Origin of the sequence: Cognatishimia sp. F0-27, assembly GCF_020667845.1 — a bacterium.
Taxonomy (GTDB): domain Bacteria; phylum Pseudomonadota; class Alphaproteobacteria; order Rhodobacterales; family Rhodobacteraceae; genus JAFMPQ01.
In genome coordinates this window covers 1-25938 of the sequence record NZ_JAFMPQ010000054.1, presented here as the reverse complement: position 1 = coordinate 25938, position 25938 = coordinate 1, and the positions used below count along the sequence as shown (strand labels likewise).

At 64.3% G+C, this 25938-nt stretch carries 23 protein-coding genes and 1 pseudogene; 7 read left to right on the top strand and 17 right to left on the bottom strand.

Translation table 11 applies throughout. The annotated features are described in order from the left end of the window. Positions 1-656: 656 nt before the first annotated feature. Positions 657-1325: a TetR/AcrR family transcriptional regulator gene (locus tag J1C49_RS20190; RefSeq protein ID WP_227447646.1), complete on the bottom strand. Its 669-nt coding sequence runs from the start codon at positions 1323-1325 to the stop codon at positions 657-659. 114 nt (positions 1326-1439) lie between these two features. Here J1C49_RS20190 and J1C49_RS20185 point away from each other — a divergent pair, with 114 nt between their 5' ends. Both J1C49_RS20185 and J1C49_RS20180 read left to right on the top strand, forming a co-directional pair. Beyond that, positions 1440-1901, top strand: coding sequence for a (2Fe-2S)-binding protein (locus J1C49_RS20185; protein ID WP_227447645.1), 462 nt, complete (start codon positions 1440-1442; stop codon positions 1899-1901). Between the two features lie 3 nt (positions 1902-1904). After that, a complete protein-coding gene (locus J1C49_RS20180; protein ID WP_227447644.1) occupies positions 1905-4145 on the top strand; it encodes a molybdopterin cofactor-binding domain-containing protein in 2241 nt (746 codons plus the stop codon). Positions 4146-4299: 154 nt separating this feature from the next. On the opposite strand, the gene J1C49_RS20175 is transcribed toward J1C49_RS20180, so the two are convergent. The 3 genes from J1C49_RS20175 to J1C49_RS20165 all read right to left on the bottom strand — a co-directional run bounded on the left by J1C49_RS20175 (position 4300) and on the right by J1C49_RS20165 (position 7974). Next, the gene (locus J1C49_RS20175; RefSeq protein ID WP_227447643.1) at positions 4300-5076 is read right to left on the bottom strand and encodes a gamma-glutamyl-gamma-aminobutyrate hydrolase family protein; all 777 of its coding nucleotides are present in this window, start codon (positions 5074-5076) and stop codon (positions 4300-4302) included. Positions 5077-5299: 223 nt separating this feature from the next. Then, positions 5300-5725: a heme-binding protein gene (locus tag J1C49_RS20170; RefSeq protein ID WP_227447642.1), complete on the bottom strand. Its 426-nt coding sequence runs from the start codon at positions 5723-5725 to the stop codon at positions 5300-5302. A 95-nt stretch (positions 5726-5820) separates the two neighbouring features. Continuing rightward, positions 5821-7974: a malate synthase G gene (locus J1C49_RS20165; RefSeq protein ID WP_227447641.1), complete on the bottom strand. Its 2154-nt coding sequence runs from the start codon at positions 7972-7974 to the stop codon at positions 5821-5823. Positions 7975-8076: 102 nt separating this feature from the next. Between J1C49_RS20165 and J1C49_RS20160 the strand changes: the two genes are divergently transcribed. Then, the gene (locus J1C49_RS20160; RefSeq protein WP_227447640.1) at positions 8077-8709 is read left to right on the top strand and encodes a CatA-like O-acetyltransferase; all 633 of its coding nucleotides are present in this window, start codon (positions 8077-8079) and stop codon (positions 8707-8709) included. Positions 8710-8801: 92 nt separating this feature from the next. Here J1C49_RS20160 and J1C49_RS20155 read toward each other — a convergent pair whose 3' ends face one another. Both J1C49_RS20155 and J1C49_RS20150 read right to left on the bottom strand, forming a co-directional pair. Then, positions 8802-10565 carry an ABC transporter ATP-binding protein/permease gene (locus tag J1C49_RS20155; RefSeq protein WP_227447648.1) on the bottom strand — a complete coding sequence of 588 codons (1764 nt, stop codon included), beginning with the start codon at positions 10563-10565 and terminating at the stop codon, positions 8802-8804. A 291-nt stretch (positions 10566-10856) separates the two neighbouring features. Next, entirely contained in the window at positions 10857-12866 is a 2010-nt protein-coding gene (locus J1C49_RS20150; RefSeq protein WP_227447639.1) for a LysM peptidoglycan-binding domain-containing protein, read from the bottom strand. A gap of 153 nt (positions 12867-13019) precedes the next feature. Between J1C49_RS20150 and J1C49_RS20145 the strand changes: the two genes are divergently transcribed. After that, a complete protein-coding gene (locus J1C49_RS20145) occupies positions 13020-13574 on the top strand; it encodes a TIGR00730 family Rossman fold protein (RefSeq protein ID WP_227447638.1) in 555 nt (184 codons plus the stop codon). Here the strand turns inward: J1C49_RS20145 and rarD are convergent. The 10 genes from rarD to J1C49_RS20095 form a co-directional block, all read right to left on the bottom strand. Continuing rightward, positions 13517-14428, bottom strand: a complete 912-nt coding sequence (gene rarD, locus J1C49_RS20140; RefSeq protein WP_227447637.1) for an EamA family transporter RarD — start codon at positions 14426-14428, stop codon at positions 13517-13519. The genes J1C49_RS20145 and rarD overlap by 58 nt on opposite strands. A gap of 68 nt (positions 14429-14496) precedes the next feature. Further along, positions 14497-14946, bottom strand: a complete 450-nt coding sequence (locus J1C49_RS20135; protein WP_227447636.1) for a host attachment protein — start codon at positions 14944-14946, stop codon at positions 14497-14499. After that, a complete protein-coding gene (locus tag J1C49_RS20130) occupies positions 14943-15158 on the bottom strand; it encodes a hypothetical protein (protein WP_227447635.1) in 216 nt (71 codons plus the stop codon). Before J1C49_RS20130 ends, J1C49_RS20135 begins: the two co-directional genes overlap by 4 nt. Positions 15159-15283: 125 nt before the next feature. Then, positions 15284-15883, bottom strand: coding sequence for a superoxide dismutase (locus J1C49_RS20125; RefSeq protein WP_227447634.1), 600 nt, complete (start codon positions 15881-15883; stop codon positions 15284-15286). A gap of 282 nt (positions 15884-16165) precedes the next feature. Continuing rightward, entirely contained in the window at positions 16166-16597 is a 432-nt protein-coding gene (locus J1C49_RS20120; protein WP_227447633.1) for a hypothetical protein, read from the bottom strand. A gap of 72 nt (positions 16598-16669) precedes the next feature. Next, positions 16670-17242: a sarcosine oxidase subunit gamma gene (locus J1C49_RS20115; RefSeq protein WP_227447632.1), complete on the bottom strand. Its 573-nt coding sequence runs from the start codon at positions 17240-17242 to the stop codon at positions 16670-16672. Continuing rightward, positions 17235-20255, bottom strand: a complete 3021-nt coding sequence (locus J1C49_RS20110) for a sarcosine oxidase subunit alpha family protein (RefSeq protein WP_227447631.1) — start codon at positions 20253-20255, stop codon at positions 17235-17237. The genes J1C49_RS20115 and J1C49_RS20110 overlap by 8 nt, the downstream gene beginning before the upstream one ends. A gap of 67 nt (positions 20256-20322) precedes the next feature. Beyond that, positions 20323-20661 carry a sarcosine oxidase subunit delta gene (locus tag J1C49_RS20105; protein WP_227447647.1) on the bottom strand — a complete coding sequence of 113 codons (339 nt, stop codon included), beginning with the start codon at positions 20659-20661 and terminating at the stop codon, positions 20323-20325. Between the two features lie 108 nt (positions 20662-20769). Beyond that, positions 20770-20991: a hypothetical protein gene (locus J1C49_RS20100; protein WP_227447630.1), complete on the bottom strand. Its 222-nt coding sequence runs from the start codon at positions 20989-20991 to the stop codon at positions 20770-20772. 420 nt (positions 20992-21411) lie between these two features. Further along, entirely contained in the window at positions 21412-22659 is a 1248-nt protein-coding gene (locus J1C49_RS20095) for a sarcosine oxidase subunit beta family protein (RefSeq protein WP_227447629.1), read from the bottom strand. A gap of 280 nt (positions 22660-22939) precedes the next feature. Here J1C49_RS20095 and ccmI point away from each other — a divergent pair, with 280 nt between their 5' ends. The 3 genes from ccmI (at position 22940) to J1C49_RS20080 (ending at position 25227) form a co-directional block, all read left to right on the top strand. After that, positions 22940-24199: a c-type cytochrome biogenesis protein CcmI gene (gene ccmI, locus J1C49_RS20090; protein WP_227447628.1), complete on the top strand. Its 1260-nt coding sequence runs from the start codon at positions 22940-22942 to the stop codon at positions 24197-24199. A 130-nt stretch (positions 24200-24329) separates the two neighbouring features. Continuing rightward, a complete protein-coding gene (gene ruvX / locus J1C49_RS20085) occupies positions 24330-24800 on the top strand; it encodes a Holliday junction resolvase RuvX (protein ID WP_227447627.1) in 471 nt (156 codons plus the stop codon). Between the two features lie 190 nt (positions 24801-24990). Continuing rightward, entirely contained in the window at positions 24991-25227 is a 237-nt protein-coding gene (locus J1C49_RS20080; RefSeq protein WP_227447626.1) for a DUF1289 domain-containing protein, read from the top strand. 491 nt (positions 25228-25718) lie between these two features. On the opposite strand, the pseudogene J1C49_RS20075 reads toward J1C49_RS20080, so the two are convergent. Beyond that, a pseudogene (locus tag J1C49_RS20075) lies at positions 25719-25938 on the bottom strand (hypothetical protein); the annotation flags it as partial.

The following is a 25938-nucleotide window of genomic DNA, read 5'->3' as shown; positions in this document are numbered from 1 at the left end:
CCTGACCCTGACCCTGACCCTGACCCTGACCCTGACCCTGACCCTGACCCTGACCCTGACCCTGACCCTGACCCTGACCCTGACCCTGACCCTGAAACGATCACGATCCTGCGCTTTTCGACAATAGACGATGTCTGTGTTTTTGGTTGAAAGGCCCTGTTACACAGCACTACAGTTTGACGAAATTTGTCAGGATGTCATCCGCAACGCGCCACCGCACCAACACTGACGCCCTGACTTCGAACGTCAATTCGTCGAACTTGGGGCGGACGCACATTATGCGAAACCCTTTCAGGCGCTGGAAAGCTGGAGCGCGACAGAGCGTTTGGACAGAGCCGGCAAGGCTTCAGGCCATGCGATAGCAGCCGCTGCGGATTTGTGATCCGGGTGCGCAAAATGCGCCGACACATATGCGGGAAGTGCCTGACAATTGAAGCGCCCGATGATGGCCCTAAAAGATTGTGCGCGCGGCGCGCTGCCGGGCACCTTGCTTTCGGGATCCGGCCAAGTCTCGACACGCGCATGCGCGCGAGCCGGGTCGTGACGCTTCCCAAACCGACATGGGAGCGCAAATGTCTTCGCACGTGCATGCACGCGAGACCGGTCTGGCTCAAGACAGCCGCAAATTCCCTTACGCGACCCTTCGCCACTCGCGGTCAGGACCCGTCTCGTCCCTCGACCATGCCCCGTTCGCCCCCGCATTCTGGAAACGCACGGTCTGCGCCATGCGGCAGAACTCCGCGCTCCTCGGCACTCAAACCCGCCCCCAGGATCAAGGCGAGCTGTTGCTGCCGGCTCTGAAACGTCTCGAACGGAGGCGCCTTCAGCCCGTCATGGGCCTGCAACACGACATGCGCCATCTCGGACGGGCAGCCCTCGAAGCGGACAGCCCCCCTCTTGCGCGCCTGGTTGAGCCACACCGCAAACAGCGCAGCAAGGCGGATCTCCCCGTCCCGCGCTTCCTTGGCCGCCGGCCCATTACGCATGTCGAGCAGTTCCAGTCCGTGTCGTGACCGAAGGATCACTTCCATCGCCCCACCGCCCTTGGCTTTGAACGCGCGCAACAAGATCTCCGCCGGTGTTCCCTCTGTGGACAAGGCCTCTTCTACGGCACGCGCGGCTTTTTGATAAAATAGCACGGTCAGCGACCGCGCAATATCGTCCTTGTTGCTGAAATACTGATAAAGCGCAGGACGAGACATGCCGCAGGCGCGCGCTATGTCTGCCATTGACGTGCGTTTCACGCCATATTGCGCAAAAACGGAGAAAGCCGCATCGAGAATCGTTCGGGCCTTGTCGGAGAGAGCGGGGGGTGCCTCGGTCATCTGGATGTTCTGACAAATCGGGCCGAATCTGTCAATTGACATGCTGACACTAAGCGTCATTATTGTCAGATACATCGTTATGCAGGGCAACGGCGCCACAAAGGAGAGTTCATCATGTCCACCAGCCTGACCGTCAATGGCGAGACACGGGATATCGATCTGCCCGATGACGTTCCGCTCCTGTGGGTTCTGCGCGATCAACTCAACCTGACCGGAACCAAGTTTGGTTGCGGTGTCGCTGCCTGCGGTGCATGCACCGTGCATATTGATGGCGAGGCCGTCCGCTCCTGCCAGGTGGCGCTGGGCGATGTCTGGGGCGCCGTGACCACGATCGAAGGCATCGGGTCACCCGATGCGCTGCACAAGGTGCAACAGGCCTGGGTCGATCATCAGGTCGCACAATGCGGCTATTGCCAGTCCGGGCAGATCATGCAGGCCGTGACCTTGCTGGAACAGACGCCAAACCCGACCGACGCAGAAATTGACAGCGCCATGTCCGGAAATCTCTGCCGCTGCGGGACCTATCCCCGCATCCGCGCCGCGATCCGGGCGGCTTCTCAGGCACAGGAAGGGTAACGCATGGCTTCTGTTGGTAAAATCCTCCGCCGCACCTTCCTTTTTGGCTCTCTGGCCGTGGCAGGCGGCGTCGCACTTGGCGTCTGGTATGTGCGCAAACCCGCCCCGAACCCGCTCAAGCCCGCCGAGGGAGAAACCGCTCTGAACGCGTTTGTGGTGATCGATGGAGACGGCGTCACGCTGGTCGCCCCGCGCGCGGAAATGGGCCAGGGCACACACACCACGTGGGCCGCGCTCCTGGCCGAGGAGATGGATCTCACGTTGGATCAGGTGCGTGTCATCCATGGCCCCCCCGCAACCGCCTATTACAACAGTGCCCTGATGGCTGAGGGTCTGCCGAATACGGGCTATGACATCTCGTCCTTCCAGCATTCGCTGGGCGAGGTCATGGGCTCCATTGGAAAGGTGATGGATCTTCAGGTCACCGGCGGTTCGACGGCAATGAAAGACGGCTTCGTGCGGATGCGCGCCACCGGGGCCGCGGCGCGCGAATTGCTCAAACAAGCCGCCGCCAACCGGCTCGGCGTGGCAATCGACACGGTGACCACCGAAGGTGGATTTGTCGTCGCCGAGGACGGCACCCGCCTGCCCTACACCGAGCTTGCCGCCGATACGGTGGACCTTGAACCCAAGCGGGTCGAGCTGCGCCCGCGCGAGGACTGGACCCTGCTCGGCAAGACGCAACCGCGTATCGATATGCTCGAAAAGGCCACCGGCACGGCGCAATACGCCATCGACACACGCTTGCCCGGCATGCGGTTTGCAGCGGTGCGCATGGCGCCCGATCGCGGCGGCATGGCGTCCTTCCGCGACCGCGAGGCGCTCAAACTGCCCGGTGTGGAACGGGTCGTCGATCTTGGGGATGGTGTCGCGGTGATCGCCAACAACACCTGGATCGCCGAACGCGCCCTCGACAGCGTCGAAATCACCTGGGCCAACAACGTGCCGCACCCGCTTTCAACAGAGGCCATGATGCAGGCCATCGAGGCCGGGTTCGAGACCGAGCCCAACTCGGTCATGCGCGACGATGGCAATGCCGCGTCCATCCCGGACGGCGCCACCGCTCTGGAAGCAGAATACCGCGTGCCCTTCCTCGCCCATGCGACGCTGGAGCCGATGAACGCCACTGCGTGGCTCGATGGCGGCACATTGCGTGTCTGGGCCGGCAATCAGGCGCCAACCTTCACCCGCGATGCTTGCGCCGCGGAAGCAGGCATTGACCCGGAGAACGTTGAGCTTACCACGACCTACATGGGCGGCGGTTTCGGACGCCGCGGGGAGCTCGATTTCTCCGTGATCGCCACGCGCGTCGCCAAGGCTGTTCCGGGCACGCCCGTCAACGTGACTTGGTCCCGCGAAGAAGACATGACACATGATTTCTATCGTCCGGCCGCGATCGCGCGCATGAAAGGCGCGGTGCAGGAGGGGCGTGCCGTTGTTCTGGATGGCGCGATTTCCTCGCCGTCGGTCAGTCAGCAGGCGCTTGGGCGTTGGCTTGGGTTTGGCATGTCCGGCCCGGACCGCGGTATCGTCGACGGGGTTTTCAATCAGCCCTATGGCATCCCGAACTATCGCGTGACCGGCCATACGGCCACGCTCGACACCCCGATCGGCTTCTGGCGTGCCGTTGGATACAGCTTTGGCGGCTTCTTCATGGAGAGTTTCATCGACGAGATGGCCCATGCGGCCGGATCCGACCCGTTGGCCTTCCGCAAGGCGCTGACCCTCGATGAATGGGAACCGGCCATCACGCTCCTCGAAGCGGTCGAGGAGATGTCGGGCTGGACCGGGCAGACCCCGGAGGGTGTCGGACGCGGCGTCGCCATGACCTACAGCTTCGGCACACCGCTTGCGATGGTGCTCGAAGTCCGCGATCAGGACGGGGCGATCCGCATCACCGATGCCTGGCTGGCCGCGGATCCTGGCGTGGCGCTTGACCCCGGCAATATCGAGGCACAGCTGACCGGCGGCATGGCCTTTGGCCTGTCGGCAGCGATCGGAGAAGAGATCACCTTCACCGACGGCATCGTGGATCAGAAAAACTTCCCGGATTACGAGCCGCTGCGGATGACACAGATGCCGCGCTGCCATGTGCGCATTCTTGAAAATCAGGAACATATCGGGGGGATCGGCGAGGTTGGCACACCGCCTGCAGCGGCTGCCCTGGCCAATGCGCTGTTTGATCTGACGGGTGAACGCGTGCGCACGCTCCCGCTTGGGAAACGCTTCAACTTCTTCATCTAAGGCGTTGTCTGGAAATGAAAACGCCACTCACCTTTTCGGTGGGTGGCGGCTGGATCACGGGCCTAGGCGCGGTGCAACCGGCGGAGATGGCCTCAACCGTTCATGCCCAGTTTTCAAGGCAACTGGCCCAGCCTGGTGCGGCGCGCTCCGCCCGTCAGCCGGTGCGCCGCAAGGCGGGTTCGCGCCGCGAGGCCCATGCCCGCACGGCGTCGCCAAAAGCAGTGAACAGCGGTCGTGACACAGGGTCATTTGCCGCGTCCCACTCCGGATGCCACTGCACCGACAGCGTGAAACCGGGCGCGTCCTTGATGTAGATCGCTTCCGGTGTGCCATCCGGGGCATGCCCGTCGATCACGACCCGCGCGCCCGGCGTTTTGATCCCCTGCCCGTGCAAGGTGTTGGTCATGACCTGGGTGGTCCCGAAAAGGTGGTGGAACACCCCGCCCTCGGTCACGGTAACCACATGACGCAGTTCGAATTTCTCTTCGAGCGTCCCATCGGGTGGCATGCGGTGGTTCATGCGTCCCGGCAGGTCACGGATTTCCGGGTGCAACGTGCCGCCCATGGCGACATTGACCTCCTGAAAGCCACGGCACACGCCAAAGAACGGCTGGCCCCGCTCAACACAGGCGCGCACAAGGGGTAACGTGATCGCGTCGCGCGCCCGGTCCATGGCGCCATGCGCCTCCGTCCATTCCTCGCCATATTCCTCGGGATGCACGTTGGGGCGGCCCCCGGTCAGCAGAAAGCCATCGCAGGTGTCAAGAAGTTCCTCGACCGAGACCAGCCGCGGGTCGGCCGGAATGACGAGCGGCAGGCAGTCGGAAACGTCCGAGATCGCCTCGGAGTTCATAGAGCCCCCGGCATGGGTCAGGTATTGGTCGTTGATCAGATGCTGGTTGCCGATGATCCCGACCACTGGGCGCGCCATGGAAGACCTCTTCTGCGTGACGTTTTCCTTGACATAATCGAATTCTGCGCCCGAGCAAAGGCGCAGAGACCGGGGGGCCCATGCAAATTTGCCCCGATTTTGCCCGAACGCCTGTTTTCAAGGCAGCCGCGGCACGAAGCGACCGCCGAGGCCCGCCGCGCTTTGGGGCGGACCGGCGTCGATCAATCCGTGCCGCAGCCGGTTTCCGCTGTGGGAGAGCGCGTCAGATTTCCGCGACAAGGCCCACGGCTTCGATCCCGGCAGTGCCGGCGGCGGCATCATTGTCGGAGGTATCCCCGGTGACCCCGATCGCGCCAAGAAGCCGGCCCTTGGCGTCGCGCACAAGGATGCCGCCCGGAACCGGGATAAGCGCCCCGCCATAAGCCGCGTTGGCGGCGGCGATAAAATAGGCCTGGGCCTCTGCCCGGGCCTTCTGGGCGGTGCCGGCCATGCCAAGCATCACCGCGCCATAAGCTTTGCCATGCGCAATCTGGAAGCGTCCGGGGCTTGCGCCATCTTCGCGTTCGAAGGCAATGACATGCCCGCCGGCATCCATGACGACAACCGACAAGGGCTTCATCTCCGCCGCATGTCCGGCTTCCAGTGTCTTGCGGATGATCGTCCGCGCGCGTCTCAGTGAAAGGGCCATCTGTTTTGCTCCTTGGTGCCGCATTGGGCGGTTTTTGGGGTATCGCGGATCCTCCCCCGCGATCCGATCGGAAACACGGGGGAGCGGTGCGCCGTTCAGGCCGCTTGCGCCTTCAGTTCGAGCCGGCGCGCGTGCAGGACCGGTTCGGTATAGCCGGAAGGCTGGTTCCGGCCGTCGAACACAAGATCGCACGCCGCCTGGAAGGCGATGCCGTCAAAATCGGGCGCCATCGGCACGTAGCTGGCATCGCCCGCGTTCTGGCGATCGACCACCTCGGCCATACGCTTCATGATCTCCATGACCGCGTCCTTGCCAATGATGCCGTGATGCAGCCAGTTCGCGATATGCTGCGAGGAAATCCGACAGGTGGCGCGGTCCTCCATCAGGCCGACATCATTGATATCGGGCACCTTGGAACACCCGACACCAGCATCAATCCAGCGCACCACGTATCCGAGAATGCCTTGCGCATTGTTCTCGACTTCGCGGGTGACCTGCTCCTCCGTCCACTTGCGGAAACTCGCAAGCGGGATGTCGAGGATGGTGTCCACATGCGCGCGCCGTCCGCCTTTGAGCAGCTTTTCCTGCACCGCGAACACGTTCACCTTGTGATAGTGCAGCGCGTGCAGCGTGGCGGCGGTCGGCGACGGAACCCACGCACAGTTCGCCCCGGATTTGGGGTGCTCGATCTTCTGCTCCAGCATCGCGGCCATCTGATCCGGCATCGCCCACATGCCCTTGCCGATCTGGGCCTTGCCGGACAGGCCGCATTCGAGGCCGATATCGACGTTGCGGTTTTCGTAGCCGCCGATCCATGCCTTGCGCTTGATGAAATCCTTGCGGCTGAACGGGCCCGCTTCCATGGAGGTGTGAATCTCGTCGCCGGTGCGATCGAGGAACCCGGTGTTGATGAAGGCCACGCGATGCCGCGCAGCGCGGATGCATTCCTTGAGATTGACGGAGGTGCGGCGCTCCTCATCCATGATGCCGAGCTTGACGGTGTATTGCGGCAGGCCGAGCGCCTCTTCGACAAAGGTCATCGTCTCATCGGCAAAGGCCACCTCGTCGGGGCCATGCATCTTCGGTTTGACCACATAGACCGAGCCGGTATGCGAGTTGCGCGCGCCGTCCGTCTTGTTGAGGTCGTGCTTCGCGATCAGCACCGTGATCATCGCATCCATCAGACCTTCGAAAATCTCGCTGCCGTCCTTCAGGAGGATCGCCGGATTGGTCATCAAGTGACCGACATTGCGCACCAGCATGAGCGCGCGGCCCTTGATGCTGATCTCGGAGCCATTCGAGGTGGTGTAGCGCCGGTCCGCTGAAAGCGCGCGGGTCACGGTCTTGCCGCCCTTTTCGAACCGCTCTTCGAGATCCCCTTTCATCAGCCCGAGCCAGTTGGAATAGGCCAGCGTCTTGTCTTCGGCATCGACACAGGCGACGGAGTCTTCGCAGTCCATGATCGCGGAAACCGCGCTTTCAAGCCGCACATCCGCCAGCCCGGCCTGATCGCGCGCACCAATCGGGTGGGTGCGGTCAAAGACGAGTTCCACATGCAACCCGTTGTTGCGCAGCAGCACCGTATCCGGCGCCTTGGGATGCCCGGTATATCCAACGAATTTCGACGGGTCGGACAACGGTTGATCGTCGATCAGCAGCTCGCCCTTGTCGACATAGTAGCGCCGCGCGTCCGCATGGCTGGTCTTTTCGATCGGGAATGCCTCGTCAAGAAAGACCCGGGCCCGCGCCACGACGCGTGCGCCACGCCCGCGGTCATACCCGCCGGGCACCGGTGCCGTGCCCATGGCATCGGTGCCGTAGAGCCCGTCATAGAGGCTGCCCCAACGGGCATTAGCGGCATTGAGCGCATAGCGCGCGTTGGTGATCGGCACCACGAGCTGCGGTCCCGGCACCGTCGCGATCTCGGGGTCGGTGTTGGTGGTCTCGATGCTGAACGGCTCGCCTTCGGGGAGCAGGTAGCCGATCTCGTAGAGAAACGCCTTGTAAGCCTCGTGGTCATGCGGTTGGTTCGAACGCGCCTTGTGCCACTCGTCAATCTGGGTCTGCAATTCTGTGCGGCGCTCCAGAAGCGCGCGGTTGCGCGGACCGAAATCATGGGCCAGCGTGCTCAGCGCTTTCCAGAAGGTTTCGGCCTCCACACCGCTTCCCGGCAGTGCCTGCTGTTCAATGAAATCCGCAAGAACCGGCGCCACCTGCAAGCCGTGCCTGTCAACCCGATTGTCCGTCATTACACCATTCCCTTTTGACGCTCTGCATACGATGGTCCACCATGTAGAAACAACGTTTCCGATAGGCAACACGGAAACAGGATTTCCTGTACGGATTGGCCCATGACCGAAGAGACTATCGACCTCGAAAGCTGGCCGCGTGCGGAAACGTTTCGGTATTTTCGCGGCTTTGACCGTCCTCACTATGCAATCACCACACGCATGGACGTGACCCGGATGATGGCTGCACGCCAGCGCACAGGGCTGTCGCCGTTCCGCGCGGCGCTCTTTGCCATCGGCGCCGGGCTGCACGGGGTGCCGGAGCTGATGATGCGGTTTCGAGGGGCACAGGTGGTGCGCCATCGCGCGGTGAGCCTGTCGATGCCTGTCGACAAGCCGTCCGGCGGGTTCAACTACGGCTACGTCTCTTATGATCCGGATTTCGACCAGTTCGACACGGAAGCCGCGGCGGCGATTGCGCGCGCCCGCGCCGCCGAAAGCCTCGATCCGCAAGGCATTGGCGATGATGCGGTCGCGTTCATGTCCTGTCTGCCGTGGATCGACTTTACCGCACTCGACAACGCCCTGCCCTCCAAGGATGACTGCATCCCACGCGTGGCCTGGGGCAAGATCGTCGAGACGCCGGATGGTCGCTTCGAAACGGCGATGGCCATACAGGTCCATCACGCCCTGGCGGATGGTGCGCATGTGGGCGCGTTCTTTGCCGTCGTGCAAGAGACGCTCGACCGGTTCTGACAGCGCTTGCCCGGGTCGCCGCACGCGTCAGGGACGGCGTGGCGTCCATCTGCCGGAGAAAGCCCGCGCCAGGGCCGTGTGGCCCGCCGCGCTCAGCCCTCCTCGGACGCCTCTTCCGCCTGCTGCCGTGCCCAAAGCGCGGCATAGCGCCCGCCGCTTGCGAGAAGGGCGTCATGCGTGCCTTCCTCGACAACGCGCCCGCCTTGCAGAACGACGATCCTGTCGGCATCCGCTACGGTCGACAAGCGGTGCGCGATGGTGATCACGGTCCGGCCCTTGCCCGCGCGTTCCAACGCCTCCTGAATGGAGGCCTCGGTCTCGGTATCGAGCGCGCTGGTTGCTTCGTCCAGCAACAGGATCGGCGGATTCTTGAGAAGCGTGCGGGCAATACCGACCCGCTGTTTCTCACCACCCGACAGCTTTAGCCCACGCTCGCCCACCGCCGTGTCATAGCCTTCCGGCAAGCTTTCGATGAAACTGTGGATCTGGGCCGCGCGCGCGGCCTCGACGATCTCTTCATGCGTTGCGTCTGCCCGTCCATAGGCGATGTTGTAGCGGATCGTATCGTTGAACAGGACCGTGTCCTGGGGCACGACCCCGATCGCGTCATGCACGCTCTGCTGTGTCACGTCCCGCAGGTCTTGCCCGTCGATCCGGATACCGCCGCCCTGCACATCGTAGAAACGGAACAACAAGCGCCCGATGGTGGATTTGCCCGAGCCCGAAGGCCCAACAAGCGCCACGTTCTGCCCGGCTCCGACCGACAGGCTGACGCCCTCAAGGATCGGGCGGGCCGGATCGTAGCCGAAAGAGACATCGTCAAACTCCACCACGCCCCCATCGACCTTGAGCGTGGCGGCGCCGGGTTTGTCAGCAACTTCACGCGGCTGTTCGAGAAGGTCGAACATCTCGCCCATATCGACAAGCGCCTGACGGATTTCGCGATAGACCGTGCCGAGAAAGTTCAACGGCATGGTGATCTGGATCATATACGCGTTGACCATGACAAAATCGCCCACCGTGAGGCTGCCGTTCTGCACGCCAAGCGCCGCCATGACCATGACGATGACAAGCCCGGAGGTGATTACGAGCGACTGTCCGAAATTCAGGAACGCCAATGATGTGGCGGTCTTGATTGCCGCCCCCTCATAGGCTTGCATCGCCCGGTCATAACGATCCGCCTCGCGTTGCTCTGCACCAAAATACTTGACCGTCTCGAAATTCAGCAGGCTGTCGATGGCCTTCTGGTTGGCGTCCGTGTCCTGGGCATTCATCTCGCGCCGCAGCTTCACCCGCCATTCCGTCACCTTGAACGTGAACCAGACATAAAGCGCGATCACCACCGCAACGACCGCCAGATACCAGACGTCGAACAGCACGAAGAGCACCGCCCCGACAAGCAGGAGTTCCAGTATCAAGGGTCCGATGCTGAACAGCAGGAACCGCAACAGGAAATCGACGCCCTTCACCCCCCTTTCGATGATCCGGCTGAGCCCGCCTGTCTTGCGGGTGATGTGATAGCGCAAGGAGAGACGGTGGATATGGGTGAAGGTTTCAAGCGCCAGCGTCCGCAGGGCGCGCTGGCCGACCTTGGCAAAAACCGCGTCGCGCAATTGCTGAAACCCGACGGTCATCAACCGCGCCATTCCATAGGCCACTGTCAGCCCCACCGCCCCGAGCAGGAGGTCCGACACGTCGCCGGACAAACTGTCCACCGCCAACTTGTAGAGGATCGGTGTGCCTGCCGCGATCACCTTGGCCAGCACCAGAAAGCTCAAGGCGATAACGACACGACGCTTGACCCAGGGTTTGTCCGCCGGCCACAGATACGGCCCGACCCTCCGGATCGTGCGCATGCCGGACGCGCGTTCCTCCGCCGCGATTTCGGCCGCAGAGCGGTTGTCTTCCGCCTGTCCGGAGGATGTGGTCCCGGCCGACGCATCGGATTTCCCTGTCTGTCCGGCGGAGGTCGTATCAGCAGCCATATCAATCCTTTGCTTCAGGCGCGTCTCATGCGCTGCGCCGCGCGCGCGCCGGTTCCGGCAAAAGCCGCGCCCGTCCAGACACCCACAGGGGGCACGCATGGGCATAACGCATTCAATCCCGAGGCTCTAGAGCCTGCACCACACTTGGCCGAGAAAGTCGCGTCAGTCCGTGGGGAGGTCGAAAATCTGACCCGGATAGATCAGATCGGGGTTGCGGATCCGGTCGCGGTTTGCGTCGAAAACCTTCACATAGTCCAGCCCGTCGCCATATCGCCCCTTCGCAATGGCCCAAAGCGTATTTCCGGGTTGGACCGTCACCGATTGCACCGCCGCCTCCCCGCCGAAAGCCGCCGCGAGAATAGCTGCGCTTTCGCGCAGGAAAGGGCTTTCCACCCGGGCCACAACGCTTCCTTCCGCGTCGACCTGATCGACGCGCAGCGTGTAGGTGCCGGTATCAACATCGGGCAAGGTCACCCGCCAGCGTCCATCGTCGTCCACCACGGATGTGGTCAGCGGCGCGTTGTCGAGATAGATCCGCACAAAAGCGTCCTCCTCTCCGCGCCCGGACAAAAGCACGTCGCCCTCTGCGTCATAGCTGATCGCGTCGAGCGCAACGTCCCCCGGGGCCAGCGGCGCGGTTTGCAACACCTCGACCCCGCGTGCGGTGCGCAGAAGAACCGTCGGCTCCGGCAGTCGTTCGGGCGCTGCCGCCGCGTCGGGCGCCAATGCGGTCAGGGCCGGGTCTGCCACGGCCGTTGCGCTCACGCCCTCGGTCGCCCCGATTCCGGGTGCGGTCAGGCCATCCGGGGCATCCGCAAGCCGCTCGGGCTGCCCCGGGATCACGGCCGGTGCGGTTTGGGCCGCGGCTTCGGGCGTTGTCAGGCCCTGCGTGCGGTCGAGCGCCGAGACCGGGTCGGCATCGCCCCCGGCAGACGGCGCCGCCAGCGCCACCACCGCATCCTCCGCGTCGCTTTGCGCAAGGCCGGGCAGCACATCAGAGACCCGCGGCGCCGGCGTGATCGTCTGTGTCGCTGCGGCCCGTTCGGTCTCAGAGGCTGCGGGGGCTTGGATGATCCCGTCCTCAGGTGCTGCGTCAGCGAGGTTCACGGCGTCCTGAGACGGCGCGATTGCGGCGGCGATCTCGGGTGCCGTGATCTCGGACATGGCGACCTCTGGCGCGGTGATCTCAGGCGTGACGATTTCGGGCTCGGTGATCTCTGGCGCTGTGATCTCTGGCGCTGTGATCTCGGGCCGTTCAACGGCGTTTGCCACGCGATCCGGCGCGGTCGCGTCTTCCTGCACGTCAGCGATGGACCCGGTTCCGGCGGCGTCCTGTTGATCCGCAGTTTCAAGCAGCGACGCCGCCGCAATGTCGACCGGCACATCGGGCGCGCCTGATACCGCGCCACCGTCTGTTGCGTCAGCGCCCTGATCCCCGGCGCCCTGATCCACCACGCGGTTGTCTTCAGCCAGCGCGACAGCACTGTCCGCCGCATTGTCCTGCGCCGCAACGGTCTGTGCCACCTCACCGACCCCGCCGGCGTCCCCATTCCCGTCTGCGTCTGTCACCGCATCGGCAAGCGCCGTGGGAGCGCCATCCGCGCCATTCAGCGCCGCCGCGCCGGCGGCGTCCGCTTCCGAATCCGCAAGTGCAACGGTGTCGGATGGCCTGCGCCCTGCCACGATGACCTCCTCATCGGAGAGCGTCACACGGTTCCCGAGCGTTTGGCGGAGCGACAGGATCTGCGCCGCACCCGTCGGCGTAAGATCCAGAAAACTCACGAATTTCCCGTCCCGACCGGCTTGGAGGCTCGATACGGTCACCCCGTCGGCCAGTATCTCGATCATCGCCTCGGGCGCACCGCGCCCCGCCACAAGGGCCGCGCCATCCCGCTCGACCCGCACAAGATCGAAGGCGGGCGGCACGCCCTCAGGCGCTTCCAGCGGCGCGCCCGTCACGGCATCGGGTGCTTCAGGCGCATCCGGCCCTGCCCCGCTGACCTCGGGTACGGGCGCATCGATGCGCGCTGCCACGTCTTGTTCAGGCGCTGTTTCGACCGTCTCTGTGACCGGCATGAACCTGTTCAGGTCAAGCGCCCCCGTGGCCACGGCAACCCCCACGGCACCCGCGGCCGCCACGCCTGTCCAGGCGAAAAGCGCAATCGTTCTCATATCAGGTCCATCCGTGGCAGCGCCCCAAAGGCCCGCCCGGCGACAGGTCCGCAGAAAACCCGACGCATCAAGCGGTTGAGCGTGTATATCAGGCAGGATAACAAGGGTCAAAAGCCCAAATCACCCCCATCTGTGCACCGGAGGCCGCGCCCCATGACCACCCAATCCTCCATCTGCGTCTATTGCGGGTCCCGCGCGGGGTCCGATCCCGACTTTGCCGAAGCGGCCACAGGGATGGGGCATGCGATCGCCTCCGAAGGCTGGCGGCTGGTCTATGGTGCTGGCGATATCGGCCTTATGGGGCGCGTGGCCAACGCCGCTCAAGCGGCGGGCGGTGAAACATTCGGGGTGATCCCCACGCATCTGCTCAACCGCGAGGTCGGGAAACGGGATCTGACCCGCTTCGTCGTGACCGAGACCATGCATGAGCGCAAGAAGGTGATGGTGATGAACGCCGATGCCATCGTGGTGATGCCCGGCGGCGCGGGGTCACTCGACGAGTTCTTCGAAGTGCTCACCTGGCGGCAGCTTGGCCTGCACGCCAAACCCATCGTCCTGCTCGACGTCAAAGGGTTCTGGGAGCCGCTGCGGGCATTGCTGAGCCATGTGGTCGACACGGGGTTTGCCGATGCCAGCCTGCTCGACTTCGTTCAGTCCGCAAGTTCGCCCGACGCGGCAATGGCGATCTTGCGTCGCGCCCTGTCCTGAACCAGGCTCACCCCGGAATAGAGCGCGAGCGCGATCCAGATCAGCGCGAAGGCGACCATGTGGACGGGACCGAAGGGCTCGCCGAAAATCAGCACGGCGCACAGGAATTGCAAGGTGGGGTTGAGATACTGCACCAACCCGGTCGTCGCCATCCGCACCCGCCGCGCGCCATAGGAAAACAGCACAAGCGGACCCCCGGTGAGCACTCCGGACACCATCAACAGACCAAGCGTCGCCGGATCGCCGTGATGGCCCCATCCTTGCGCCGTCCACCACAGCAGGAAGAGCAGCGCCACCGGCGTCAGCAAGGCAACCTCCCCCGCCACGGATACGACCGGCCCGGTTGCGGTGCCCTTCTTGATCAGCCCATAGGTTCCGAAGGTCACCGCCAACACCAGTGAAATCCACGGCGCAGCGCCGAGACCGACCGTCAATACAAGAACCGCCACCGCCGCCAATGCCACAGAGGCCCATTGCAGGCGTGAAAGCCGTTCCCGAAAAACCACCACACCCATCAACACGGCGACGAGTGGGAAGATGTAATAGCCAAGCGACGCCTCTGTCGTGCGTCCAACCTGCACGGACCAGATGAACAACGCCCAGTTGGTGGAAATCATGAGCGCACAGATCAACGTGATACCAACCGCGCGCCCCGTCGACAGCGCCGCCGGAAGCGCCCCGATGCGCCGCTGGGCGCCCAGCAGGATCAGGAAGAACACCAGCGACCAGACCGTGCGATGGGCGAGGATCTCCATCGGTGGCACATGCACCAGAAGCTTGTAATACAACGGCGAGAGTCCCCAGATCGTGCAGGACGCGACGAGGGCCAGAAGGCCGGATTGCGTGTTGGTCATGCGCGCGGGGGCTTTCAGACAAAGACGGACCCGGCTGTTGTAACCGGGTCCGCCTCCTATCGCCAGTCTCAGGCCAGTTCAGCCTTGAGCAGCGTTTCGATCTCGTCAATCGGATGGTTGCTGTACGTCTTGGGCACCTCGGCGATCACCTTGGCGGCGACCTCCTTGTGCATCGTCTCGCGCAGTTCACCAAGAATGCCGGGTGGCGCGGCGATGACGAGCCGATCAAACCGGCCTTTATGGGCCAGCTTGTACAGGATGTCGGAGAGGTCATGCGCAAAGCGGTCCTTGGCAATGGCGTGCCAATCCGTGTCGTCAAGCGCCGAGCGTTGCCCGGGGCCGGTATCCGGCATGCGACCGGGCCGGTTCGCCGATTGTTCGCGGTCGGGCGGGTTGTCCTGCTCCTCGATCCTCACGACATTGAGATCCAGATCCTGCGCATCCAGATCGTTGCGCAGAAAGAGCGCTTTCTCGCCATCGGCGACGAGCACCCATGTGCCCTGTTTGATCTTGGTCATCCCGCGTCCTCCGCATCATTGTCCAACGTGTCGGATTTGCGCACGCGGGTGGCGCCGGCCGGGCGCTCATTGGCGCGCTTGAGTTCGTCACGGCTGCCCACGTCCCGGGCAAGCCGTCCGTCCGTTCGACCCTGATGCGCGACCCCGGCGCCGTCACCAAAAACCTTGTCGGTGTCGCGGGAGCCGTCTTTGGAGCGCAGTCTGTCTGCCATGTCGTCCTCCTTCGTTGTTCAGGAGGGAAAACGCACCCCGTCGTTGCGGTGTTCCATAGATGGCAAAACGCCCCGCGGTTGGACCACGGGGCGCTCTGCTTGTTCCGGTTGACGGGGGCCTGCGCTCAGAGGCGGGAGGCCACGTTTTCCCAATTCACCAGATTGTCGAGGAAGTTCGCAAGGTAAGCGGGACGCTTGTTGCGGAAATCGATGTAGTAGGAATGCTCCCACACGTCACAGCCCAGAAGCGCGGTCTGGCCAAAGCAGAGCGGGTTCACGCCGTTCTCTGTCTTGGTGACCTTGAGGCCTCCATCGGTGTCCTTCACAAGCCAGGCCCAGCCGGAACCGAACTGGCCGGCGCCCGCTGCGGAGAAGTCTTCCTTGAACTTTTCGACCGAGCCAAAGCTTTCCTTGATGGCCGCTTCCAGCTCGCCCGGCATGCCGTTGCCGCCCGGTCCCATCATCTCCCAGAACTGGGCGTGGTTCCAATGCTGCGAAGCGTTGTTAAAGATACCGCTCTGTGCGACCGCATTCGGGTCATAGGTGCCCTTGACGATCTCCTCGACCGACTTGCCTTCCCATTCGGTGCCGGCAATCAGCTTGTTGCCATTGTCGACATAGGCCTTGTGGTGAATGTCGTGGTGGTATTCCAGCGTCTCCTGGCTCATGCCCTGCGATGCCAGCGCGTCATGTGCGTAAGGAAGATCGGGAAGTTCGAAAGCCATTGTGTCACCCCTTCAGTGTTGTCTCTTTATCGGGGCATACCTGTCGCGCGCAGTCGGTGTCGTCAAGGCTTGCGGCCGGTTTTTCGACTTCAACCCATGTGCGGCACCGCGAAACCCCGGGCGCGCGCTGCCTGTCAAGCCACCGCATCAGGAACCTCGGGCAACGCCGCCCTCCCGGGACAAGGCGCCGTTTGTTCGGGTTGACCACATGCGATCCCAGCACGTGCGGGTATCGCGAGCACCGCAGGACCCGATGGCAGGGGTATCCGTCCCTCCGGCGCCCTAGCGCTTGATCTCCGCGACGTCGCAACTGCCTTTGCGATTGAACATGTTCGAGTAACCGGTGGGTTGCGCCGTCATGGTAAACACGCCCGTTCCCCGCACATAGGTCGCGCGATAGCGCATGCGCACTTTCTGGTTTGTCGCCGATTGCGCGACCAGCAGCCATCCGAAGGTGATCCGCTTGTCGTTTGCGCGGATCACACGCCCTTCAATCGGCTGGCCATCATTGAACGTCAGGATCGCGCCGTCCGAGACGGTGACCCGCTCGTTTGCTTCATCATGTCCGATGAATACGAGGGGCTGGATCCAGTCGGTCCCGTCAACGCCGGACAGCACGCATTTATAGCCCATGGTCCGGGCGTCCGCGATGGTCGCGGCCAGCATCAGGGCCACCGAGCCCGTGACGGCGGCAATCCGCATCTTGATTGTCATGGAGGTCCTCTCAGCTTTGCTGTCGGGACCAACCTCTCCGATCGGCAGACTGGGTTCAAGCACTCGCCGCAATCAACGCGGGAAATGCCGCAGTTCATTGGCCGGATCCGCCGCATCTGACAGCAAATCAAACACATACTGCGCCACGGACCGGAAGCAGATCACCTGTGCGGAGGCCTCATCCCGCAGCCAGAACGCCGCGGCCACCTGCGCAAGACGGGTGCGCCGCACCTCTCCGGGCGCGAAGCGATCCGGTGCCATGTCCACCGGTGCAAGCTTGGCCAGAATCTCCCGCAGGCCGCGCCCTTCGAGCGTGAAGACCGCCCTTGCATCCGACACGTCACACACCAGCGCGTGCGCCGAACCCAGCGCATCGTCGAGCGCCGCGACCCGGGCACGGCTTTCCGCGTGGCTGCCCAGAATGATCATCTCATCCGGCGACAGCCAGAGCAGGCCCGTCGAACCGGCAAAGGCCGTCCCGCGCTGTCCGGGAACAGACAGTCCTATTACCGCCCGCACCGCTTCCTGCACGGCGCTGTCAGACAGATCCGCCCGCAGAAGAACCATCCCCGTTGCGGGCGCTTCGCGCACCGTCACAACGCCGTCGTAGACCGCGCCTCCCAAGGCTGTCATCGGCTCAGACATTCTGCTTCTCCCCATCGGGATCAAAGAAGACCGGGTTGACGATCCGGGCTTCGATCATGGTCTCGCCATCGTCCCTGGCAAAGCGGATCACCTCTCCCATCCGATCGGGCCCGCGATGCACCAGCCCCATGGCGATGCCGCGGCCAAGCGTGGGCGAGTGATAGGTGGAGGTCACGCGGCCTTCCGTGTTGCGCTGACCGTTGGCGTTTCGCCCCTCCGCCACAGCGTAGGCCCCATCGGGCAGAACGGAGCCGTCAAGCGTTTCGAGGCCCACCAGCTTCCATCGGTCGGGATCGGTCATATGGGTCCGCTGCTGGGCGCGCTTTCCGAGAAAATCGTCTTTTTTCTTAGAAATCGCCCAGTGCAATCCGAGATCCTGCGGGATGACCGTGCCATCGGTCTCGTCCCCGATCATGATGAAGCCCTTTTCGGCGCGCATGACATGCAGCGCCTCGGTGCCATAGGGGGTTGCGTCAAACGCTGCCCCGGCCTCGAGCAATCTGTCCCAAAGCGCCCGGCCATGGCTCGCCGGCGTTGCGATCTCATAGCTCAATTCGCCGGAGAAGCTGATCCGATACACCCGGACCGGCAGGCCGCCAAGCGTGCCATCAACCCAGTGCATGAAGGGCAGCGCCTCTTTCGAAACATCCAATCCGCCAAGCGTCTCCAGCACCGTGCGTGCCTGCGGGCCAACCACGGCAATCTGGGCATATTGCTCGGTCAGGTTCGCGGTCCAGACCTTCCACTCCCACCATTCGGTCTGCAACCATTCTTCCATATGGGCGTGGATGCGATCCGCCCCGCCGGTTGTGGTGTGGCACAACCATGTCTGATCGTCGATCCGTGCGACAACCCCGTCATCGCTCAGGAACCCGTTCTCCGAGCACATCAGACCGTAGCGGCATTTGCCGACCGGCAGGGTCGACATCATGTTGGTGTACATCATGTCGAGGAACCGCCCGGCATCCGGCCCCTTGACCACGATCTTGCCCAGCGTCGAGGCATCCAGAAGACCGAGGCTCGCGCGGGTCGCAGTGATCTCGCGGTTGACCGCGTCCTGCGTGCTCTCGCCGTCGCGGCGGAAACAATACGGCCTGCGCCACTGCCCAACCGGCTCCCATACGGCCCCGTGGGCCTCGTGCCAATCATGCAGCGGCGTCTTGCGAACCGGCTGGAACAGCGCGCCACGAGCCTCGCCCGCGATCGCGCCCATGGAAATCGGCGTGTAGGGTGGCCGGAATGTCGTTGTGCCAACTGCCGGGATATCTTCACCCAACGCTTTAGAAAGCGTTGCAAGGCCGTTGATATTGCTCAGCTTCCCTTGATCCGTCGCCATCCCGAGCGTGGTATAGCGCTTGGTATGCTCGACGGATTCGAACCCTTCTTGCGCAGCGAGCTGGACATCGGACACCTTGACGTCGTTCTGGTAGTCCAGCCACGCCTTGGAACGCAGCGCCTTGGGGGCTTGCGCAGGCATCAGCCACACCGGCAAGAGCGGGGCCTCTTGTGTTTGCGCGACCGAGGGCACGCTGGCGTCACCACTCTCACAACCGAGCGACCCGATGACATTTTGTGATTGTTCTACAGCGTCTTGAAGAACGGTCTTCAAGTCCATCGCACCGTTGGCATTGCCCGCACAATAGACAAAGGGCGCCCCGGTTTGATCGGTCGGCGCGCGGTCGGGATCGGGCGCAAAGAACGCGCCCGCCTCGTTCCAGTTCAGCTTGCCGCCGCAATGCGACCACAGGTGCACAACCGGGGACCAACCGCCGGACATCGCCACCGCATCGCAGGGAATGTCTTCGAGCACCGCCCCGTCGCCATCCTGCTCGCAGAGTTGCACGCTGACCACGCGCCGAAGACCGCGCACGCGGGCAATCCCGCGACCGGTTTCGATGCGGATCCCAAGCCCGCGGGCCTCCTCCATAAGCGCGCCGCCCCCCTCGGGCCGCGCGTCGATGATCGCAGGCACGTCGAGGCCGGCATTTTTCAGAACGATTGCAGTGCGATACGCGTCGTCATTATTGGTCACGACAACCGTGCTCTGACCCGGTGCCGTTGCGTAATTCACAACGTAGTCGCGCACCGCAGATGCCAGCATCACACCGGGCAGATCGTTGCCCGCAAAGGACAAGGGCCGTTCCAGCGCGCCGGTTGCCGCGATGATGCGGGCCGCGCGGATGCGCCAGAGCCGGTGCCGGACGCCGCCCTTGTCCGGGTCGTGATCGGAGAGCCGCTCATAGGCGAGCGCGTAGCCGTGATCGTAGACACCGGCGCCCATGAGCCGCGTGTGCACGGTCACATTTGGCATGGATTTCAGGGTGTTGAGCGTTTTTTCGACCCAGGCGTCCGGGTCCATTCCGTCAATGGTGCCGCCATCAACGGGCGCGCGGCCGCCCCAATGCGCGCTCTGCTCGATCACCATGACCTTGACGCCGCTCTGCGCCGCGCTCAGTGCAGCCTGCAGGCCCGCGACCCCACCGCCGACCACGAGCACATCCACGAAACTGTAGAAATGTTCATAGGTATCAGGGTCTTGATCCTCCGGCGCAGGCGCTTTGCCGAGGCCCGCGGATTGCCGGATGAAGGGCTCATAGATGTGTTTCCAAAACGAGCGCGGATGGATGAACATCTTGTAGTAAAAGCCCGCAGGCAGGAACCGCATGAGCGCATTATTGACCACGCCGATGTCGAATTCGAGGCTTGGCCAATGGTTCTGGGAGGTCGCCTCAAGCCCGTCGAACAGTGCCGTTGTCGTGGCGCGTTGATTGGGTTCGTGCCGGTTGCCCGAGCCGAGATTGACCAGCGCGTTGGGCTCTTCGGAGCCGGAGGCCACGACGCCGCGCGCCCGGTGATACTTGAAGGAGCGCCCGACCATCATCTGGTCATTGGCGAGCAGAGCCGAGGCCAGCGTATCGCCAAGAAAACCCGGCAAGCGCTGGCCGTTAAACGAAAAACGCACCGGGCGGGCGCGGTTCAAAAAGCGGCCACCGGTGGACAGTCTGATACTCATGAACGAACCTCACGGGGGTCTTTGGGCGCGATATGTCGGGCGGAACAATGCGAGGACCAAAGGCGCATCACGTCTCCTCCGAGAAGCTGCGCCAGGACCAACCGGGCCGTTTGGCGGAGATCGCCTCGCGCAATGCAGCGGGCGGTTCGGTGGTCTGCGCCGGATAGGTCCCGAAAACCTCAAGCGTGTTTGTGCAGCGTGCGGCATGGAACCACTTGCCGCAGCCATTGGCATGGCGCCAGCGTTCGAAATGCACGCCTTTGGGGTTTTCGCGGTAGAACAGGTAGCTTTCGAACTCCGCATCGTCCGAGCCGGGTCCGAAGCGCGTCAGATGCGCTTCGCCACCGGGCGCAAGTTCGGTTTCCTCGGCGGCGACGCCGCAATAGGGGCAGGTCAGGATCAGCATGGGGAAGCCTCGAAATTGGCGATGCACATCCCATGCACAACCCATGCACATTCCATGCGCATGCGATATGCGGCGCGCGGTTCGGCGCGCCGCGTGGTCAGGGACGTGTCAGTTGTCGCTTGGCGTCGGCTGCGGTGCCGGGGTTGGCTCGGCATCGGGCGCAGGAACGGCAAGCGTCGGATCGGTGACAGGGGCGCTGCCTTCGTCGCCGCCGCCAAGGGCGAACAAGGTGACGACAAGCAGCGCGATGGCGCCGCCGACCGCAAGCATCGTCTTGATGCCGCCACCGTCCGCGCCGCTGGGTGTGTGATGTCCGGAATTGTTGGCCATGGGGTGTCCTCCTGAGTGGACCCCGATGGTCGTTGGCCGAGGCTGGCGCGCGCAAGATCGGCGGAAATCCCCGCCCAGATTGCGCGGCGGCCAGCCGATCCCGCCATGGTTGATCGGCAGGCTTTGGCCGATCGGGTGTGGGTACCTGCGCGGGTCACATCATAAAGAGAGCGGGTTACCAGGGAAGAATGCGTCATTTCTGTTTCCGCCTCAGACGCAAGTTGTCCCCTATCAGCCATCCCATCAGCCCGAAAAAAAATGCGCCCAACACTGTTAGAACGAGGCCGCCAAGTGCGACCGGGAACGCAAAAACTGCGCCTACGATTCCGATTGAAGATGTTACGAGTGCACCCAGCGCGGCGAAGCCCGACATGAAGACGGCTCTCGGATGTCGATTGAAAGCGCGAAAAAGCCGAAGCATCAATGCGCCACCCCCGCGGCAACGGATTCGTCGATGAAGCGGCCTTCGCGGAACCGATCCAGCGAGAAAGCGTCGGTGAGCGGGCTATGCCCCTTGGCGATCAGCTCCGCCATGCCCCAGCCGGAGCCCGGGATCGCCTTGAACCCGCCGGTGCCCCAGCCGCAATTGATGAAACAGCCCTCCAGCGGAGTCTTGGACAGGATCGGAGAGCGGTCTCCTGTCATGTCGACGATCCCACCCCACCAGCGCAGCATCTTCAGCCGCGAGAGCATCGGGAAGGTCTCGATCAACGCGCGCACGGTTTCCTCTACGTGGTGGAAGCTGCCACGCTGGGTGTAGTTGTTGTAGCCATCCGCGCCGCCACCGATGACCATCTCGCCCTTGTCGGACTGGCTCATATAGCCATGCACCGTGTTGGCCATGACCACCACATCCATCACCGGCTTGATCGGCTCCGAGACCAGCGCCTGCAGCGCCACGCTCTCGATGGGCAGCCGGAAGCCCGCCTTTTCCGCCATCACGCCGGAATGACCCGCGACGACGATGCCGAGCTTGTCGCAGCCGATGGCGCCTTTGGTCGTGTCGACGCCAACCACGCGCCCGCCCTCGGAGCGCACGCCCGTCACCTCACATTGCTGGATGATGTCCATGCCCATGTCAGAGCAAGCCCGCGCATAGCCCCAGGCCACCGCGTCGTGGCGCGCGGTGCCGCCGCGTTCCTGCCAGAGCGCGCCGAGCACCGGGTAGCGCGGCCCGTCGAGACGGATGATCGGGCAGAGCTCCTTGACCTGACGCGGCGAGATGAATTCGGTCTTCACGCCCTGAAGCGCGTTGGCATGGGCCGTGCGCTGATAGCCGCGCACCTCGTGTTCGGTCTGCGCCAGCATCATCACGCCGCGCGGGGAGAACATCACGTTGTAGTTGAGATCCTGGCTCAGCGTCTCATACAGGCTGCGCGATTTCTCGTAGATCGCGGCGGAGGGATCCTGCAGGTAGTTGGACCGGATGATCGTGGTGTTGCGCCCGGTATTGCCGCCGCCGAGCCAGCCCTTTTCCAGCACCGCTACGTTGGTGATGCCAAAGCGCTTGCCGAGGTAATAGGCCGTCGCCAGCCCATGCCCGCCCGCGCCGACGATGATCACGTCATAGCGCGCTTTCGGCTGTGCGCGGCGCCAGGCGCGCTGCCATCCAGTGTGGTTGCGCAACGCTTCGCGCGCAACGGCAAAGGCGGAGTAATGGTTCTTCAAGGCGTCGAATCCGTTTGCAAAGGCGTCATGCCGGTGATGCCGTTTGAACGCCGCGCGAGGCCGGTTGCAAGCGTCTCTTTGCGGCATGGATGCGACATGCGCCGGGTTGCACGGCCCGCGCGCGGGCGAAAGGGCGATCTGACGCGCCGCGAGGGGCTTTCGCCCGGCGTCGGGAGCGCTTAAGTCCTTGGTCTGTGCGGGCTGCGCCCGATCCGGACCACAGCGCGCCGGGTCGAACGGAGCCGCCCCTGCAAGGACGCCGCAACAACGCCGAGGAACGATGACGCTGTTTTGGATCTTTACCGCCCTGATGGGCCTCGGGGTGGCCGCGCTTCTGGCGCTCGCCGTGCTGCGGGGCCAGCGTGACACGGGGCCCTCCGCCGCCTTCGACGTGCAGGTCTATCGCGACCAGCTCAAGGAGATCGACCGCGACCTGACACGCGGCACGATCCCGCCGGAAGAGGCCGACCGCTTGCGCACGGAAGTCTCGCGCCGGATCCTGGCCGCTGATGCCAAGGCGCGGGGCGAAACCCCCGGCACCGCCGCCCGCGCGCCCGGAGCGCTGATCCTCTCCGCGGTGGTTGCGGCGGTGGTGATCGGCGGCGGCTATCTCACCTACATGCAGCTGGGCGCGCCGGGCTATCCAGATCTGCCGCTCAACACGCGGATCGAAATGGCCGCGGAGGCCCGCGAGAACCGGCCCAGCCAGGCCGATGCCGAATCCGGCCTGCCCGCCACTGCCATGCCCGACGATGTGCCCGAAAGCTATCAGGAGCTCGTGGTGCGTCTGCGCGGTGCGGTCGCGGAAAACCCCAATGACCTGCAGGGCCAACGGCTGCTCGCGCGGTCCGAGGCGGCGCTTGGCAATTTCTCCGCCGCCTGGCAGGCGCAGCAGGCGATCGTCCGTATCAAGGCCGCGGAGGCCACGGCCCGCGACTACGCCGATCTCGCGGACATGATGATCCTCGCCGCCGGTGGCTACGTATCGCCCGAAGCGCAGGCCGCCCTCGAAGAGGCGCTGGCCCGCGATCCGCAAAACGGCGTTGCGCGCTATTATGGCGGGTTGATGATGGCGCAGACCGGCCGGCCGGACGTGGCCTTCCGCATGTGGGACCGTCTGCTGGCCGAAAGCCCTGATGACGCGCCGTGGATCCCGCCGATCCGCGACCAGATCGAGGAAATGGCCTTCCGCGCAGGCGTCTCCAACTTCACGCTGCCCCCGCTCGGCCAGCGTGGCCCGACCCAGGCCGATATAGACGCCGCCGGCGCCATGAGCGCCGAGGAGCGCAACGACATGATCCGGGGCATGGTCGCGGGCCTGTCGGATCGTCTGGCCACCGAGGGCGGCCCTCCCGATGACTGGGCGCGGCTGATCAACGCGCTCTCGGTGCTGGGCGACACGGACCAGGCCCAGGCCATTTACCGCGAGGCCCGCATGGTCTTTGCCGACCTGCCAGACGGCCTGCAAACCGTGGACGCCGCCGCCGCAGCCGCCAACATCGCGCTGCCGGCCCCATCCACCGACACGCAGGGCGAATGACGCGCCGGTCCACGCCCGCACGATGGCCCGTGGTTTCTTTGGGCCTCAAATATCCCGGGGGGACTCTGCGCCTTGCGCAGAGGGGGGGCTGGCCCCCCTGCCCGCGCATAACTCGGGCGAGGCTGCGGCCATGATCGTCGAAGACATGACGGAATTCGCAGCCTGTCTCGCGCCAATGCAGGCGCTTGCAGGGCTCGATCTGGGGACCAAGACCATCGGCGTGGCCGTCTCCGACCGGATGCTGTCGGTCTCTACCCCGCTTGAAACCATCCGGCGCAAGAAATTCACCACCGACGCGGAGGCGCTGCGGGCCATCCTCGCCGGGCGCGAGATCGGCGGCCTGGTGCTCGGCCTGCCGCGCAACATGGACGGCTCCGAAGGCGCCCGCGCGCAATCGACCCGCGCCTTTGCGCGCAATTTCAGCCGTCTTTGGGACGGGCCGATCACCTTTTGGGATGAGCGGCTGTCCACCGTGGCCGCAGAACGCGCCCTGTTGGAGGCGGATACGACACGCAAGCGTCGCGCAGAGGTGATCGATCACGTGGCCGCCGGGTATATCCTGCAAGGAGCGCTGGACAGGCTGGGCCATCTGCGGCGATAAGCCGGGAGCGCATCGGATTCGGCTCGGGTGCCCGGCGACACAAATCAACCGGGCGCAAAGTGCCACGACACGACACGACACGACACGACACGACACGACACGACACGAAAAGCCCGGGCCTACCGGGCAATGGATGCAAGGCACAAAAGCCCGGGCAGGTGAATGCGGGCAGGCAATTGAGGGCAGACGGATGAAAGACGAGATCTGGCGTCGCGAGGAAATCGAAAGCCCCTGCGTGAAGATCTGCGTGGTGCATCCCGACGCGCGGCTCTGCACGGGCTGCCTGCGGTCGATCGACGAGATCACCCGCTGGAGCAAGATGAGCCGCGAAGAACGCCGCAGCATCATCGACACCCTGCCCGACCGCAAACCGCTCCTGTCCAAGCGTCGTGGTGGCCGTGCCGCCCGGCTTGCGCGGGATGTTTAGGCCACCGCGCGTGGGCCGCCGCGAGGCGACCCGGATTGCGCGGGGTCGATAGACCACCGCTCCGCGGCCCGGCCCTGCGCGGGTAGACGGCGCCAGGGCTGTTCGGCCTTTGCGGGTTCGATAGACCGCCGCGAAGCCGCCCGGTGTGCTCGGGTCCTATAAACCGGCGCAGGGCTGACCGGTGTGCGCGGCACATACTGGGTGCTGCGAGGCCGCGCGGCACCTGCGCGACGCATAACCGGCGCGGGTCCTTGCGATTCGCACGGGACGGACAGGTCACATCGGGACCGCCCGGCTTGCGCGGCAGATGCAGGCCGTCGAGCGCTGCCCGGCCCGGGCCTGCGATGAAAACCGCCACGCATATCAGCGCCTTGACCGGCCCCGGAACCTGAACAGGAAAGCTGATCCGCCCGGGCCACGTGGCCCACGCGCATCGCGCCGCGAAGACCTCAAAGCCCAGACTGTCCATGGCGCGCGCACCCGGCCTCCCGTCAGGCCGCGCGTGATGCCGCCTGAACCGTCTCCAGAGCCTCTTCGAGCAGCGCCGGGCCCGCGTCGGGTCGGTTGGCGCCTTCGGACAGGACACGCCGCCAGAGCCGCGCACCCAGCCTCGCGCCAGGCCGCGCGCGATGCCGCCTGAACCATCTCCAGAGCCTCTTCGAGCAGCGCCGGGCCCGCGTCCGGTCGGTTGGCGCCTTCGGACAGGACACG